Origin of the sequence: Moorena sp. SIO3B2, from assembly GCF_010692525.1 — a bacterium.
In the GTDB taxonomy this organism is placed as follows: Bacteria; Cyanobacteriota; Cyanobacteriia; order Cyanobacteriales; family Coleofasciculaceae; genus Moorena; species Moorena producens.
This window is the reverse complement of sequence record NZ_JAAHHE010000045.1, coordinates 1-15372: the sequence shown is the minus strand read 5'-3', so window position 1 is coordinate 15372 and position 15372 is coordinate 1. Positions and strand designations below refer to the sequence as shown.

At 45.0% G+C, this 15372-nt stretch carries 15 protein-coding genes and 3 pseudogenes; 11 read left to right on the top strand and 7 right to left on the bottom strand.

The genetic code is table 11. From position 1 onward, the window contains the following. Window positions 1-16: 16 nt before the first annotated feature. The 5 genes from F6K38_RS13445 (at window position 17) to F6K38_RS13425 (ending at window position 2942) form a co-directional block, all read left to right on the top strand. Window positions 17-187, top strand: coding sequence for a CAB/ELIP/HLIP family chlorophyll-binding protein (locus F6K38_RS13445; RefSeq protein WP_008180417.1), 171 nt, complete (start codon window positions 17-19; stop codon window positions 185-187). Window positions 188-477: 290 nt separating this feature from the next. Next, on the top strand, window positions 478-786 hold the full coding sequence (locus F6K38_RS13440) for a hypothetical protein (protein WP_044492372.1): 309 nt from the start codon (window positions 478-480) through the stop codon (window positions 784-786). 73 nt (window positions 787-859) lie between these two features. Continuing rightward, the gene (locus tag F6K38_RS13435; protein ID WP_008180422.1) at window positions 860-1318 is read left to right on the top strand and encodes a heavy metal-responsive transcriptional regulator; all 459 of its coding nucleotides are present in this window, start codon (window positions 860-862) and stop codon (window positions 1316-1318) included. A 23-nt stretch (window positions 1319-1341) separates the two neighbouring features. Next, complete coding sequence (locus F6K38_RS13430; protein WP_008180424.1) at window positions 1342-2412, top strand: WD40 repeat domain-containing protein; 1071 nt, start codon at window positions 1342-1344, stop codon at window positions 2410-2412. A gap of 113 nt (window positions 2413-2525) precedes the next feature. Then, a complete protein-coding gene (locus F6K38_RS13425) occupies window positions 2526-2942 on the top strand; it encodes a ribonuclease HI family protein (RefSeq protein WP_008180426.1) in 417 nt (138 codons plus the stop codon). Between the two features lie 47 nt (window positions 2943-2989). Here the strand turns inward: F6K38_RS13425 and F6K38_RS13420 are convergent, their stop codons facing one another. Next, a complete protein-coding gene (locus tag F6K38_RS13420) occupies window positions 2990-3253 on the bottom strand; it encodes a hypothetical protein (protein WP_008180428.1) in 264 nt (87 codons plus the stop codon). A gap of 89 nt (window positions 3254-3342) precedes the next feature. Further along, the gene (locus F6K38_RS13415) at window positions 3343-3585 is read right to left on the bottom strand and encodes a hypothetical protein (RefSeq protein WP_143764194.1); all 243 of its coding nucleotides are present in this window, start codon (window positions 3583-3585) and stop codon (window positions 3343-3345) included. 13 nt (window positions 3586-3598) lie between these two features. Between F6K38_RS13415 and F6K38_RS13410 the strand changes: the two genes are divergently transcribed. From F6K38_RS13410 to F6K38_RS13395, 4 genes are all read left to right on the top strand, one after another. Then, the gene (locus tag F6K38_RS13410; protein ID WP_154659691.1) at window positions 3599-3739 is read left to right on the top strand and encodes a hypothetical protein; all 141 of its coding nucleotides are present in this window, start codon (window positions 3599-3601) and stop codon (window positions 3737-3739) included. Between the two features lie 120 nt (window positions 3740-3859). After that, window positions 3860-5371, top strand: a complete 1512-nt coding sequence (locus F6K38_RS13405; protein WP_008180432.1) for a DUF1800 domain-containing protein — start codon at window positions 3860-3862, stop codon at window positions 5369-5371. 301 nt (window positions 5372-5672) lie between these two features. Continuing rightward, a complete protein-coding gene (locus F6K38_RS13400; protein WP_154659692.1) occupies window positions 5673-5816 on the top strand; it encodes a hypothetical protein in 144 nt (47 codons plus the stop codon). Between the two features lie 8 nt (window positions 5817-5824). Continuing rightward, window positions 5825-7054 carry a DUF1501 domain-containing protein gene (locus tag F6K38_RS13395; protein WP_008180434.1) on the top strand — a complete coding sequence of 410 codons (1230 nt, stop codon included), beginning with the start codon at window positions 5825-5827 and terminating at the stop codon, window positions 7052-7054. 715 nt (window positions 7055-7769) lie between these two features. Here F6K38_RS13395 and F6K38_RS13390 read toward each other — a convergent pair. The 5 genes and pseudogenes from F6K38_RS13390 to F6K38_RS13370 form a co-directional block, all read right to left on the bottom strand. Further along, a pseudogene (locus F6K38_RS13390) lies at window positions 7770-8604 on the bottom strand (IS1 family transposase). 366 nt (window positions 8605-8970) lie between these two features. Further along, window positions 8971-10119, bottom strand: coding sequence for a glycosyltransferase family 4 protein (locus tag F6K38_RS13385; protein ID WP_044492374.1), 1149 nt, complete (start codon window positions 10117-10119; stop codon window positions 8971-8973). Between the two features lie 1041 nt (window positions 10120-11160). Beyond that, a pseudogene (locus tag F6K38_RS13380) lies at window positions 11161-12117 on the bottom strand (ISAs1 family transposase). Between the two features lie 1364 nt (window positions 12118-13481). Next, window positions 13482-13688 (bottom strand): DUF6200 domain-containing protein, encoded by a 207-nt coding sequence (locus F6K38_RS13375; RefSeq protein WP_008180448.1) that lies wholly within the window; start codon window positions 13686-13688, stop codon window positions 13482-13484. 196 nt (window positions 13689-13884) lie between these two features. Continuing rightward, window positions 13885-14184, bottom strand: a complete 300-nt coding sequence (locus tag F6K38_RS13370; protein ID WP_287251430.1) for a DUF6312 domain-containing protein — start codon at window positions 14182-14184, stop codon at window positions 13885-13887. A gap of 493 nt (window positions 14185-14677) precedes the next feature. Here F6K38_RS13370 and F6K38_RS13365 point away from each other — a divergent pair, with 493 nt between their 5' ends. Both F6K38_RS13365 and F6K38_RS13360 read left to right on the top strand, forming a co-directional pair. Continuing rightward, a complete protein-coding gene (locus F6K38_RS13365) occupies window positions 14678-14944 on the top strand; it encodes a hypothetical protein (RefSeq protein WP_143764195.1) in 267 nt (88 codons plus the stop codon). A gap of 176 nt (window positions 14945-15120) precedes the next feature. Beyond that, window positions 15121-15372: pseudogene (locus F6K38_RS13360) on the top strand (hypothetical protein); the annotation flags it as partial.

The window sequence follows — 15372 nt, the reverse complement described above, 5'->3', positions numbered from 1 at the left end:
GGCAACTTTTATCACTATGACGCAACCCCAACCCTCTAAAGTCCCTCAAGTCCAGTCACCTAAGTTTGGGTTTAATGATTACGCAGAACGCTTGAATGGTAGAGCTGCCATGATTGGTTTTATTTTGACTCTGGCAATTGAATACTTTACTGGTCAAGACTTATTAACCTGGTTAAGCTTACACTAAAACTAGTCGGAGAGTCGGTCAGTGGAAGAGTCGGTTAGAGAAAAAATCCCTTTAGCTACTGGCCTACTCCTGTAAGCTCAAACATAACTGCTCCCATCGTTTCAAAAATTAGCAAAATTGATCTTGAATTTCCCGGTTGCTCTGGGGATATCGAAGAATTATAGATATCAGATATATCTCAGTAACAGTATAGAAGTCCCCCAACTAAGTTATTGCTCTAGTTGGGCAGTTCTGGCCTATTCTGTTAAAAAAGAAGTAAATCTGTGAAATAGAGTAAGTAGTAAGCCGTGATAAATGCTTTATGGCATCGAGTGTTGAAGTCAGCTTATCGTAAAGAGCCAATCTCAGGCTTCATCGTGATTATCGGAGCGGTGGATGCTGTCATTGGTGGTGTAGGCGGACGCTGGTCATTATTCAGTTTTGGACTGATGATGGTGGGAATAGCAGTGGTAGTCCGTTGGTGGCAAAGCCAAAGTCAGCAAACTGAACTGGCTGAGCAACCTGTGGAGCGGTATCTTCCCCCCAGTTCTTCCCGTCCACCATTACCAATGTTGAGTGCTGTCAAGCGTCAAGCACCTCGACGTCAACCACCTCGATAGGTCAGGCTGTTTTAAGATCAAACTGTTCATCCCTAAGGGAATAGGGGAAACAAAGGGGAAAGCATAGTCAACAGTGGTCAGTTACCAATTACCAATTACCAATGATCTTGTCACCAATTCATCAGAGGACTGGCTCAAAATTGGTCAGGTAGCTAGTCATAGCGGGTTGCCCGTGAAGACCATTCGCTATTACGAAGAGATTGGTCTGCTTAGGCCAGTCACAACCCGCTCCCCTTCTGGCTATCGCCTGTTTACCAACCAGGTGCTGAATCGACTGGCTTTTATTAAACGCGCTCAATCCCTAGGACTTAGCCTTAGTGAGATTCAAGACATCCTCAAAATCCATGACTTTGGTGAGTTACCTTGTGGAGCAGTTAAGCAGCATCTACTGCTCAAAATTGAGGGAATCACTGAACAAATAGAAGCATTGGAACTACTAAAGTCCGAGTTGTTGGGTATAATCTCCGGTTGGCAAGAACATCCCCCTGACGCGGTGAAAAGTAAGACGATTTGCCCTAACCTTGGCCAATAGGCCACGCTACGCGAACAACAACCATGAAAAAAATACCGTTGGCGATTTTGGGAACTGTGCTCGGGATCATGACAGTGGTCACCAGTACCACCTACGCTAGGGAATCAAGACTGGGGCTAATGGTTGCAGCTATACCGGAAATGGCTTCATCCCAGGCTCAATCTTGGAGAACTCCTCAATTGGTGCGTACCATTACAGCCCATTCTACCGCTGTGGATGCTCTGTCATTTAGTCCTAGTGGGCGAGTGCTACTCAGTGGGGGGAGCAGGAGTGATGCCCATCTGAAATTATGGTGGCTGAAAACCGGTCGTGAAATTGATAGCCTGCGAGTACACCAAACCTCAGTGTCTGACATGGCTTTTAGTGCTGATGGGACAATTCTGGCTAGTGTCGGGGAGGATGGTGGGGTCAACTTGTGGCAATGGAATCAGCAAGACTACACAGGAGACTATACCCGTACTTTTCTAGGGCATAGAAGCAATTTGCTTTCCCTAGCTATGACCTCAGATAGTAAGGTGTTAGTGACTGGGGGATTGGATGGTATTCGGGTGTGGGACCTCAGAAACCAACGTCCCCTTTACACTCTGGCAAATTTTGATCATCCAACCTATTCCCTAGCGCTTCATCCCAAGGCCGAAACCTTGGTCAGTGGACTCAAAAATGGCACGATTAAAATTTGGAATCTGAACACAGGACAACCGCTTTACGTGATTCGAGCTCATCAAGGTATCACTAGTGCCCTAGCCTTTACCCCTAATGGTAGAACCCTAGTCAGCAGTGGTTATGACGGTAAGATTAGGGTCTGGGATACAAAGACTTGGCAGCTTAAGTATACCTTGGCCAAACATACTGGCAAAATTCGTGCGATCGCAATTAATCCAGTTAATGGCACAATTCTGGCTAGTGCTAGTCGTGATGGGGTTCGGTTGTGGAATTTGAACACTGGTAAGCAGATTGCTTGGTTGACTGGACATCAAGATTGGGTACAATCCGTTGCCTTTAGTCGGGATGGACGTTTACTGGCTACTGGGGGATTTGATCGGACGATAAACATTTGGCAGGCGAATACAACAGAGGTAGCAGTGACTCAGTAAGGGATTTGCTTGTCAAAACAATATCAATTACAGTAGCGTGGGCAAACTTCCATTATCTAGAATACTCAAAATAACTAAACTAGTTTTGCCCACCTTACAAGCTAAACAAGATCATGACAGATAAATCGAATAATCTTGCTATTATTCATTTCGATGGTGTCAGCAAAAGACGAACTAATCAGTCCGCCTGTGGTGCTATAATTCAGTATCAAGGTGAGGTTTATCCAGTGTCTCAATACGTAGGATTTACTACCCAAAACCAAACTGAGTATATGGGACTAATCCTTGGACTACAGAAGACTCTAAAGCTTGGAGCAAAACAAGCCAAAATCTATGGAGATTGCGAACTAGTAATTAACCAGCTCCATGGGGATTATATGGTTAAAAACAACAATTTGGTTAGCTTTCATACCCGAGCAAAAACCCTTCTTGATAAACTTGATTTCTACGAATTAATCTGGATTAACAAAACCCAAAACCTTGAAGCTGACCAGTTAGCTAATGACTGTATCGATTTGGAAAAGTCCTAGAAGTAAACGTAAGCATTCAGCTGACAGCTGTCAGCTGAATGCTTACCTCAGTTATCTTTTGATGCCTGCTCCTCTTGCAACAGTTGCTCTTTGGAATCTGCCCAGTAGGCAGCGTAAGTCCAAACTTCCTCGTTATCGTTTTCTTTGCTTTCTACTGACCATCGATAAATAGCTGATTTCGGCTCAACCCCAATTTCTATAAGCTTGGCACCCATATAGTACTCCATCTGGTTTTTGGTCATATACTTGACCCCAGTAGGCTCATTCTTTTTTACGGTTCGGGACATGAAAGCCTTGGTATGTTTTGCCATTTTGTTTCTGTTTTGGATTTGAATATTAAGAATTGCTGATGTCTTGCATCCGTTCTTGACTAATCTCTAGCAAGACTTAGACACAATTCTTAATATTCTAATGCTTGAAGCGAGAAAAGAGTTAGGTAAAGTACCCTACTTCCGGTATTTTCGGGCTGCGCAACGGCTGAACACCTAGTGATGGGATGGGCTTGATTGTTGCCAGACTTTGCTGCTGCTGTACCATGGGATTGACCTTTGGTCACGCTATAGGCATTGCCGACGCTGCGCGTTCGCGTAGCGTGGCCTACGGCCAAACGCGATTGACCTTTGGTCACGCTTCGCGATCGCATTAGTCGCATTAGTATGAAAAAAAGGATGAAGGTCAGCAGTTGCATTCAGACCAGTCTACCAAAGGCACTGCCAACGGCAATTGTGGCTTATCATCCAGTGGCCAGATCCCTCAGTGTTGAGGAACTAATCAACCGCAATTTCCATCACGAGTGAGGTGCACAGGATTTTTTTCCACTCCCTCCTTCTCGTGCGGTGAAACCACTACTAACAAAACTCTTCCCCCTACTCCCTACTCCCTACTCCCTACTCCCTACTCCCTACTCCCTAAAACCAATGTATCTGGGAAAATTGAACCTTAAGCCGGTCTACTGGCTCTTAGGGCTAATCTTGGCAGTCATCCTCCTATGGGCACTACCCAAGCCCTGGCACGCTGCCAGTTTATCCACTGACCCGAAAGTATTGCATGTCCTCAATCGTGTTAGTTTTGGTCCTCGCCCTGGGGACATCGAACGGGTGAAATCCATGGGGGTTGATGCCTATATTCAGTCCCAGCTTTCCCCAGAATCTATCCCTGAACCGCCACAACTGAGGAAACAACTCAATAATTTAGAAACCCTGGAACTGAATCCAGTGGAGGTATGGAAAGGCTATGCACCACCACAAGGTAAAAAGAAACGGCAGCTGAGTCAGCAACAGCGCAAGCAGGCTCAAAAGCGATCGCAAATACCTAGGCAGCAGGGATTGGAAGCCCGTTTAATCAGAGCGATCGCTAGCCCTCAACAGCTTCAGGAAGTAATGGTAGACTTCTGGTTCAACCACTTCAATGTTTTTGATAGCAAGGGATTAAATCGGATCTGGGTTAGTTCCTTTGAACAAGATGCCATTAGACCCCATGCCCTTGGTCGTTTTCGGGATTTGTTAGGTGCTACAGCTCACCATCCCGCCATGCTTTTCTATTTAGACAACCACCAAAACACTGCACCAGGAAGTCCAGGAGCTCGTGGTCGATACAAAGGGCTGAATGAAAACTATGCTCGGGAACTGATGGAACTCCACACCCTAGGAGTAGATGGTGGCTACACCCAAGAGGATGTAATTACCTTAGCGCGGATCTTGACTGGCTGGACTACTGACCGTGAGGGTAAGCACGGTGACAGTAGAGGATTTTATTTCCAAAGTAAGCGCCATGATTATAGTGATAAGATTTTGCTGGGTACACCGATTCCAGGTAGCGGCAGCCTAGAGGGAGAGCAAGCCCTAGATCTGCTGGCTCGTCATCCCTCCACCGCCCATTACATTAGCTACAAATTAGCCCAGTACTTTGTAGCTGATCAGCCACCAGCAAAGCTAGTAGACACTCTAGCCCAACGCTTTTTGAAGACCGATGGGGATATTCGTAAGGTTCTAGAAACCCTATTTCAAAGCCCTGAATTTTGGGATACTCAGTATTACAACAGTAAATTTAAATCCCCCTATCACTACATCATCTCAGCAGTGCGAGCTACAGGCAGTAAAAAGCCCAAATGGAAAACCCTCTCTGGTATTATCCGTCAGCTAGGAATGCCCATCTACGGCTGCCCAACTCCCAATGGCTACAAAAACACTGAGAAGGCTTGGCTCAGTCCAGATGGGATGATTCGCCGGGTCAGCTTTGCCACTGCATTAGCCAATGGTAATTTCGAGCAGCGTCAACCTAAAGAAAAGCGTAAACCTGTAGATGCTGTCCAACTCAGGAAAACCCTAGCCAATCACTTTTCTGACCAAACCAAAGAAGTCATCAACACTAGTCCAGCCAAGCTACGAGCCGCCTTGATTTTAGGCAGTCCAGAAATGATGTATCGGTAGTATCTTAGGGAACAGGGAATAGGGAATAGGGAACAGGGAATAGGGAATAGGGAATAGGGAATAGGGAGTAGGGAGTAGGGAGTAGGGAGTAGGGGTAAGAAAATTGACTGCACCTCATAAGTCTGAATAAGTCTGATAAACGCTATCTTTTTTGAAGAAAAACTGATTAATTATGACTTGTTATTTAAAATTTTTAAATCAATGTTTAAGTTGAAATTTGCAATTTTTATATAAGCTATTTAGAGAATTGAAAAATAGCTCATGAAACCAAATCCTGATTTATTATAATACCAAAAATTCCTTGAATCTCTTTCCTAACTCTTCCCAGATCCGCTGTTCCCAGATCCGCTGTTCCCTCTTCTTTATTACCGATTCCCGATTCCCGATTCCCGATTCCCGATTCCCTAAAAAAATCTACCTCACCTCATTGAAAACCGCTAGATAAAACCAACAATGAAAAGACGCAAATTATTAAAACAAGCTAGCTTCCTAACTGCTGGGGGAATGATCTCTATGGGGAGTTGGGTAGCCAGAGGATTAGCAAATACAGCAAATGCTAATCACCGTAAGCGACTGATTGTTATTTTCCTGCGGGGTGGCATAGATGGACTGAATGTAGTTGTGCCATACCAAGACGCTGATTACTACCAAGCGCGACCGAGAATTGCGATTCCTCGCACCGGGGAAAAAGGGGGAGTCTTGGATTTAGATGGTTACTTTGGCTTACATCCAGCTCTAGCTGATCTGATGCCTCTTTGGAAACAGAAAAGTTTAGCCTTTGTTCACGCCAGTGGTTCACCAGACTCCACTCGCTCCCATTTCGATGCTCAGGATTACATGGAAAGTGGCACCCCAGGGATTAAGAGTACAGATGATGGCTGGATGAATCGACTATTAGGGACAATTCCCAAGGAAATACCAACTCAAGCGGTGAATATGGGCACAACAACGCCACGGATTCTATCCGGTCAGATGCCAGTGGCTAATTTACCGATGGGGAGAAATTATAATCACAAGCTGCCTGTAGACCGTCCCCAAATTGATGCTGCTTTTGATCAGCTCTATCGTGGTAATGATGCGATTAATCTAGCTTATCAGGAAGGAAGTGAAGCACGGAAGATACTGCTGGCTGAGCTAAAGGAAGAAATGATGGCAGCTAACCGGGGAGCACGACCTTCCTCTAAATTTGTTGGTGATAGCCGCAAATTAGCCAAGCTGATGGTGGGGGATGCTAAGACCCAACTGGCATTTTTGGCCTTAGGTGGCTGGGATACCCATGTTAACCAGGGCCGTAGTCAAGGACAGCTGGCTCGAAAACTTAAGCCTCTCGGACTTGGGTTGGCTACTCTAGTCAAAGCCTTAGAACCGATTTATGCCGATACTGTGATTGTGGTGATGTCAGAATTTGGCCGTACCCTGGCAGAGAATGGTAACAAGGGTACTGACCATGGACACGGGAATGTGATCTGGGTCTTGGGTGGAGGAGTTCGCGGTGGTAAGGTCTATGGAGAGTGGCCCGGTTTGGCTGAATCCCAGTTGTATGAAAAACGGGACTTAGCAGTAACTACGGATTTTCGTGACGTGCTGATGCCTGTGCTCAGGGAACATATGGAGATTGGAGACTCGAATTTAGCCCAAATCTTTCCTGGTTTTAGGTCTAATCAGAATCTGGGGCTTCTGTAGGGAAACAGAAGTGTCGGGGGAGGGGAGTGCGATCGCACCTCAAGCAGCGTCGGCAATGCCTATAGCGTGACCTAAGGTCAATCGCGTTTTAGTTGATGCCTCGACAAACAGTGCGATCGCGAAGCGTGACCAAAGGTCAATCGCTTTTTAGTTATAGCAGTCGAAGTAAAGCTTAAGACATCTTCTGCTCCCTGCTCCGAACGCGCCCCGCGTGGCCTACGGCCTCAGTCCCTGCTCCCTTTCAACCAAAAGACTATGTCCTAAACTATACTTCCCTTGCTATAAAACCTCGACAAAGACTTCGTACGCTTTTTAGTGAAGCCTCGACAAAGAGTGCGTTCGCACCTCAAGCAGCGTCGGCAATGCCTATAGCGTGACCAAAGGTCAATCGCTTTTTAACTGGAGTTTAGACTAACTGGGGTTTCCCAAGAATGCGATCGCTAATCCAGAATGCGATCGCTAATCCAGAATGCGATCGCTAATCCAGAATGCGATCGCTAATCCAGAATGCGATCGCTAATCCAGAATGCGATCGCTAATCTAGAATGCGATCGCTAATCTAGAATGCGATCGCTAATCTAGAATGCGATCGCTAATCTAGAATGCGATCGCTAATCTAGAATGCGATCGCTCACCCAAGCAATAGTGTGCTCTGAGGGGGTTCCCTGGTCGCCCGAGGCTTTGTGAGTCACGACTATGGTCGTCCGGTAGTGCATCAGCAAAGTGTGGGTATGCCGCGCAAGTCATTCCAACTCCAAGGGGCGATCGCTAACCCAGACCTTTGTGCCGCCGTATTGCCAAAGCGACTATGAACCCAAATCCAATTGAAATAGCTGACTACCAACCTTACTGTTGCCAAGGTCTGCTCCCAGACCTTGGCAAATTTATTCTGTCGCCGATGCCCGAGACCCGTCTGCTGTCGGACAATCCCGTTAGTTCGCTCTAGTTGTTGGGTCTGCTCTTTACCGATGATGTGTCTTACTTGTGGAGGTAAAACTCGCGCTATATCCACCCCAATCATCAGTACGCCATTGTTGACAATCGGTTTTTCCTTCTGTATTCACTATTAATTCTTCGATGAATTGGTCAGTATGTTTACCTACTCTAGCTGCCAGAATTAAGCCCCTTGATGATGCTTGAGTCATTCCAATCCAACAGTCTCCTTCTTTCAATTCATTGGACTGACAGCGAAATTGTTTTTTTGGACAAATGACCAAAATTCATCACCGCTGATTTGTGAGGTTTCAATCTTCTGTACACGGGCATTATGAATCATTTGTCCAATCACCGTAGCTGCTCGCAGCAGGCGTTCCTACCGTATTGTAGGCGAGATTAGTCGTCCGACTGACTCCTCTCAAACTACTTCCCTCTGCATGAGCCTGTAGAACCGTGTGAATTGTTTCGGGTTCAATTTTTCGGCGATAGTAAAGAGTATCAAAAGTAGAAGTGAACGTTTGTTGGCACACTCGACAGTAGTACCGTTGGCTTCCCTTACTAGTTTTGACCTGTTTATGGGTCTTATGATGACCCCATAGATGGCATTCCATCATTCATAGGACTATTTTTGGACAAGATTCATCTTACCACTCCCACACTTCCGCATAGGCACTACCGAATTTTGCTCATGGGGTGCAACAAGTTTGTGGAGAGCAAGTGCGGGGGTCGGTGATTGAGCGAACATCAAAGGAATTTGAAACATTACCAAAACGATGGATCCTCGAACGGACATAAGGCTTGCTGAATCGATTTCGGCGTTTGAGCTGCATATTATGAATTGTACACAACCATTGCGTGAAGGGATGATTTACGGGGAGCTGATTCGTTTAATGACTCGCCGACTGGCTTGTTAAGGTTTTGTTTACAAATCAGCTCTTACTAGACGATCCTTCTCCCCTGATCTTGTGTCTTATCCAAGATTAGGATAGGCAGCAGTCTGAAATAATCCGGAAAATGTCTGAAGCAACCCGCTCCCAACCATAATACTTTTCACCCAGATGGCGTCCGTATCGACCCATTTGTTCAGCTAACTCTCTATTGGACAGTAAATAGTTAATTGCTCCTGCAAAGGCATCGGGATTCTCATAGTCACTGATCAAGAGACCGTTCATATCTGGGATGACTACTTCTGGGTTTCCTCCTCGCATTGTGGTAACTATACAAAGACCTGTTGCCATTGCTTCATAATGAACTCGTGCTAAAGGTTCTTGCCATTGAGATGCACAAACAAAGATGTCACCCATGAGGAAGTACTTCTGGACTTTTGCAGGTGGAATAAAGCCAGTAAAGTAAATTGATTCTTCATAGGTTTTTCCTTGTTCTTTCAGTTGACGAACATATTTATTTTCCTCGTTATGGCCGTACCATTTGCTACCCACCATAAGAAGAAATGTTGATGGGTGTTGTTCTAGAATTTGGGGTAGGGCAGAAATCAGGATATGGGGTCCTTTCTTAATACTTAATCGACCTACATAGACAACGATTTTGCGATCGGTCAATCTGTGAGAACTTAGCAATTTTTGGCGACGTCTAGATCCTTCCGGTGACCATCGGGACTGAAACTTCTCTAAGTCAACGCCTGCATGTACGGGGTGAAGTTTATGTCGGTATTCAGGGAAGAGATCGGCAATTCCATCAGCAATAAATTTGCTGACTGTTATGACTCCTCTAACCTTCTCTAGACAACTCTTAGCAACCTCAGGTTTAATCTTGTCCTCATGAAACATTTCATTGTGCATGCTCAGGATAAACTGACTACTAGGGCTAGCAGCAGCAATAGAGGGTAAGTATTTAGGGCGATTGTAAAGAATGACTAAATCGAACCTTTCCTCAGCTGCAAATTTAGCAGCTGCTTGGTAGTAAGCCTCAATATCACCTGTCGGGAAGCGCTGGTAGCTGACTCCATTCAGCACATGTTGATTGGGCAAATCTGAATCAGTGACAGAAAAAACACTAACGTCATGAAACTTGCTTAGATAAGGTAGTATTCCGTCAATATAAGTCTGGATTGCACCTCCTCGAATACATGGAACAGGAAGCTTCTCAGTGCAGATTAAGAGGATCCTCACTACTTTGACCTCATAACTTCTCAAATTTGATTACTTTTCTCTGACGACATGATTACTCAGCTATTTGCTGTCCTTAATTTAGGGGTATTGCAAACCTGGTTTTCAGTTCGCTTAGAGTGGTAGCTTGGTTAGACGTTGGACACAACGACTTCTTCACCAAACTTAGTGGTGACGGGAGCATCCCATTTTGGAAACAATATTACCCAAAGCAACGATATTTCAAGGGTTTCAGCCCCCTAAAAAGAGCTAACGTGCCAAATTGGGATGCTCCCGTGGTGACTGCTGATAGCGGGACGCAATCTGCAACCTGATTTTGGGTTTTGTCGAACATCCAAACCTTGAGATCAATCAATGCTTACTAATCCATAATACAGTGTGTTTGATTTTTTTACACGCTAAATATGGATTTTATTGCCTTGATTCTCAATGTTATTGTGCCCCCAATGATTTTAGATCACGACTTACCTAAAGACACCAGATATCGATTAGATTCTGAGCAGAATCAATTCATAACTAAAGAAGGTTTTTTAAGTTCTTTAGTTAAATATGAAGATAAACTTTGGTTCTTAATTTTATCAACTGTACATTGATTCAAGTAAGCTAGTATTTTCAGGAAATTCCACACCAAAATAGCACAAGCAATAGGATTTATTTGCAGGGTAATCGCATTTAAATTTGTCAACTGGGTATCAAAAACCTAGGACAGTTTTAAATCATACCTTAATCCCTTCTTCGGCTCATGAAAGCGTCATAAAGAGTTGGCACAATAGGTATGATTATTGGCAGGGTAAGGACGTGCTTCGTAGTAGTTTCCTCTGGCTCTATGGTTCAATTCTCCCAGCACTGGTCGAGCGGTCTCTAACTAGCATAGTTGCCGAGCAACACTTTGAGCAGCATTGTCATTGTCCATAGCCGCACGAAGCGCGTTTCATGGCAAGACTTTGCTTTGACGGTTCTCGTTTGAGTAAATTGAGCGACTTGCGTCGCAAAAGCCCCATATAATCCTGTCCATGTCCGGTACGAAGACGGCTGTGGTCTTCCCTAAATGTGACATCGTTCCACCCAAGGTCGGCTATGTTCAATCCCCCAATGGGAGCGGATTGCCCTTGCCAAAATGGTGGCATCAACTCTATCGCTAGTGATGTAAAAACAGACCTCTGTAGTTGTTTTGTTCCAGAGTTGACCAAATCGTTTCACCATCACTACACAGGTCTTGCCCTTCCATTTCGACCGATGGGGCAAATCGGGTACTTGAGTGATGGGCACTACCCAGACTTGCCGATGTTCAATGGGATGATGGCCAGCTTCTGTAGACTCGTCATAGCTAAACTCAATGCCCTCCCACTGGGTTGTCTGTGCCGCCTTAAAGAAAGCCTCCACTCCCAAGTGGAGTTAATCTTGATTCCCTTTGAGTGCCAGGATATAGTCTCCACCGACCGTAAGGATTTGGGCGGCAATATTGCGCTGGGTACCCATGGCATCTAGGGTAATAATTGCACCTTGAATATCCAGTAGGTTCAGCACCACGGGAATGGCTGTGATCTCATTTGATTTGCTCTCCACCCGTTGTTGAGCTAACACCAGATGATGTTCACTCGCCCAGTCACTCACCGTATGTAAGGCTTTGAGTTGCTTTTCCCGATCGTAGGAACCCCGAGCCGTTTTACCATCAATATTGATCAGCTTAATCTCTAGCTGGTTGGTAATCTGCTCCACCCAACTATTGAAGCATTCATGCAACTGAGTTGGGTCAATCAATGCCAAGACTCTCGAAAAGGTATCGTGAGATGGAATACCATGGGGCAATTCCAAAAACGTCTCTAACCATTGCTGTTTCGCTTTGCCATAGGTAATTGCTACCATATTATCTGCCCCAGACAGCACCGCCAAGATGGCGATGGTCACAAGATCTACAAGTTTATGCTTGGGTTCCCGTTTGACTCTCGGGTCATCCAATGCCTCAAACTGATTAATCACGCTATGTTTGAGCTGTTTCATCTGAGTTGAAAGGGGGGATGGGGTGGGAGTACTAAAATCAATAGACATCAGGGCCGTTGAGAATGTGAACAGACTGATTTAATCTCTATCCAATTTCCTTGATTCTGGAGAAATTGTCTAGTCTGAATTGAGCCAAAGCAAACCTCTGCGCCAACGTCTATTTTGTCAAGTACAATTTATACAAAATAGCTGGGATTACCCTGGATTTATTTGGATTCGAGATTTACGACACTGACAAGATTGTATGCCAGTCAATGTCTTGATGCAATAGCGAGTGGTTTGGGGAGCATCCCAATTTGGCACGTTAGCTCTTTTTAGGGGGCTGAAACCCTTGAAATATCGTTGCTTTGGGTAATATTGTTTCCAAAATGGGATGCTCCCGTGGTTTGAAGTTACCGTAAGAGAGTGGAGCCTTATTAAAAAATATTTAACCCTTTTTTGCATAACCTGCCGACATTAAAGGCGACCCTCTCTAAGGTTTCGTCTCCGGGGAAACCACGGCAATAGCGAGTGGGGGAGACCCCCACCTCATAAGGGTAGGTTTTTTACAAAGACCTCAGGTGTGGGGTGTGGGGCGTGGGGTGTGGGGTGTCTCATAAGGGTAGGTTTTTAACAAAGACGTGAGCTGTGGGGTGTGGGGTGTGGGGTGTGGGGTGTGGGGGATAAGAAAATATACTTAATTTGTCGTTAAAAATCATCATTGTCTTGATGCAATAGCGAGTGGGGGAAACCCCCAAGACAGCGCTGCATCGCTTCTTCAGGTGCGACCCGTGGCGAATTTAATTCGCCAAGGTCAAGCGCACCTAAGTTGTTTTCCTTTTCCTCTCCCTCTGGGTCGCCCCATGTTTTACCCTAATGTAAAAAACCTACCCCTGTGAGTCCTCTGGGACGGGAGAGGTCAACTAAGCGTGGAGAAGGAGTAAGACCAAAACTTGGACGTCCGTCTAAGTTGAGGTGCGACCCGTGGCGAATTTAATTCGCCGAACGCGCCCCGCGTCTCCTACGGAGAACGGAAAGCGCACCTTCGGCATTCTTCCGTGTTCCCGTAGCGTGGCCTACGGCCAAGCTAGAAACCCCAACTTACTTCGTTTAAGTAAGTTGGGGTAGTTCACGGGTCTACTTGAACATGACCAGTACAATAATTAGAGGTTCCTATTTATCTTCAATTAACCTGGTTCGATGGGGCATAAAGCCCCCGATGCAGATTCATTGAAGTAATCAATAACAATAGCTTTGCCAAAGGAGGAACTCAATCTTGGGTTAAAGTCAAGCGGACTTGAGTTAGCAACTCAGTTTACCCCTGAAAAACAAATCTACGAAGCCCATGACAGAAATTCGTATTGCTCCTCAGATCGATTAGAAACTTACCAATCTTTCTCGCTTTTCTTCTTCACCACAACAATTACTGGTTGAGCATTTTCTGCAACCTCACCACTCTCTTTCAATTCTCCAATGACTTTAGCAATCCTCTTAAAAAGCTTACCCTCACCATATTGCAAATCCTTAATATCATCCTTCTTTGCCGATCCCATTTCTAGGATAATGGTGTTTTCTTTCTGAAGTGTACTCATGGAAGTTCTCCTAACTAAATTTTAGCAAGCTTTATCAAAAGTTAGATCGTGCCCAGCTCCGCCCTTGTAAAAAACTTCAAAGTGATGTAATGAACATTCCAAAAACTTTTGAAGAACTCAAATCCTTTTTGGATTCAATATAATAGCGATTACATTGACGCATTACATCGAAGTTAACGATAGACCAGAAACCAAACTAAAATTTCATCAACTTAGACATACTCTTGGAATAGTTCTTTCCGAAATCCTTAATCCAACCATTTTTCTTCTTACGATTGGACTTCTCATGGCGCTCCTTATAGAGCGTTGTCGCCTCGTCGAGACGCTTTGCTTGTTTAAACATAGCCTTCTCAAGAGGCTTTAAAGCTGCTGCCTGCTTCTTCTTCTTCTTTTTCTTGCTCTTCTTACTTGTAGATCCAGACAAGAGCTCAGGTGTTCCTCCAAAAGAATCTTCACTGCGTAAAATGACAGCGCTCTTAATTTCATTATCAGCCATAACTCTTAAGTTCCTAGATTGATTTAAGTACTACCACTAATCTTATAGCATAAAACCTCACCGGTCAATAATTAAACTGACGTGAGTAGCTGAGGTGGTGACATGAGCCCCAAAAAGCTTACTCTATAAGGCTTTGATGCCAATGGGCTCATGGAAGATACAGTCGGAAATTAACCCTCAAGTCATTGTCTTGATGCAAAGCGCGAGTGGGGGAAACCCCCTGTTCCGAAGCTGCATCGCTTAATGGCAAGCTCAAACCCTTATAACTACGTCCAAAGTCAGCCCAAAACAGAATGTATATTTTAGGTGCGCTTGACCGTGGCGAATTAAATTCGCCACGGTCAAGCGCACCTGAAGTAACTTATGGGCTGAAATTATTATCCAGTAAGGATTTAAGCTTGTATGTCACCCCCCCAGCGTGAGTAGGGAAAGTGCATCATTTCATAAGTAGGTCGTGCAAGAAAAAAGGAGGTATGTTACAAATTCTAAAGTGTTGCCGAAGAAAGGAGTCAGAGGTATGGGAGCCAGACTGAGAGTGTTTCTCACCCAAGAAGAAGAAAGAACGCTCACCGGAGTTGAGGAGGGCCACCACCGTCAGTTAACGATTCAAAGATTGGCCGTAGGCCACGCTACGCGATCGAGCAGAAGCGGTTCATTTAAGTCATCAAGGCGCTTTATGTTGAACAGATTTCCACTCACCTGCACTCGACAGCTAAAACGGTTAGGAAGACACGCTTTCGCCTGGAAAACGAAAAGGTAGGGTATACTACAGATTTTACATAGTTTTAACGTCGTTATGCTTAAGGGTACGCCCCCATGAAAGAAACAACCCCAGCAGCAATGCCTCCCTGTTTTAACAAAGGTGAGTGTAAGTTCGATGATTTATTGAGGAATTAGCCGAAGAAAAGAGAGTAAGGAAACTACATAGAGGGATTATTGGGAGAAAGTCAACGAAAAAATCTATCTCAGATAGCGAGAGACTCCGTAGAGGTAACTTACCACAGAATACACCATTTTCTGACCGAAGCACCTTGGGAGGCAGAGCAAATAAATGGACGTCGTTTAGAGCTGATTTCTAAAGGTAGTCTAAAGAAATGGACTACAACTGTGGTAGTCCTTGTAGATTATTACCTGGACTTCCTCTGGCATTTCTCCATGAGCCGCTTACCTAAGATTGCTAACCCCCAT

Excerpts from the sequence above, each read along its gene's own strand:
- F6K38_RS13415 (WP_143764194.1), bottom strand. The coding sequence starts at position 3,585 with ATGCGATCGCGAAGCGTGACCAAAGGTCAATCGCGTTTGGCCGTAGGC.
- F6K38_RS13420 (WP_008180428.1), bottom strand. The coding sequence starts at position 3,253 with ATGGCAAAACATACCAAGGCTTTCATGTCCCGAACCGTAAAAAAGAAT.
- F6K38_RS13430 (WP_008180424.1), top strand. The coding sequence starts at position 1,342 with ATGAAAAAAATACCGTTGGCGATTTTGGGAACTGTGCTCGGGATCATG.
- F6K38_RS13395 (WP_008180434.1), top strand. The coding sequence starts at position 5,825 with ATGAAAAGACGCAAATTATTAAAACAAGCTAGCTTCCTAACTGCTGGG.
- F6K38_RS13410 (WP_154659691.1), top strand. The coding sequence starts at position 3,599 with ATGAAAAAAAGGATGAAGGTCAGCAGTTGCATTCAGACCAGTCTACCA.
- F6K38_RS13405 (WP_008180432.1), top strand. The coding sequence starts at position 3,860 with ATGTATCTGGGAAAATTGAACCTTAAGCCGGTCTACTGGCTCTTAGGG.
- F6K38_RS13425 (WP_008180426.1), top strand. The coding sequence starts at position 2,526 with ATGACAGATAAATCGAATAATCTTGCTATTATTCATTTCGATGGTGTC.
- F6K38_RS13370 (WP_287251430.1), bottom strand. The coding sequence starts at position 14,184 with ATGGCTGATAATGAAATTAAGAGCGCTGTCATTTTACGCAGTGAAGAT.
- F6K38_RS13445 (WP_008180417.1), top strand. The coding sequence starts at position 17 with ATGACGCAACCCCAACCCTCTAAAGTCCCTCAAGTCCAGTCACCTAAG.
- F6K38_RS13375 (WP_008180448.1), bottom strand. The coding sequence starts at position 13,688 with ATGAGTACACTTCAGAAAGAAAACACCATTATCCTAGAAATGGGATCG.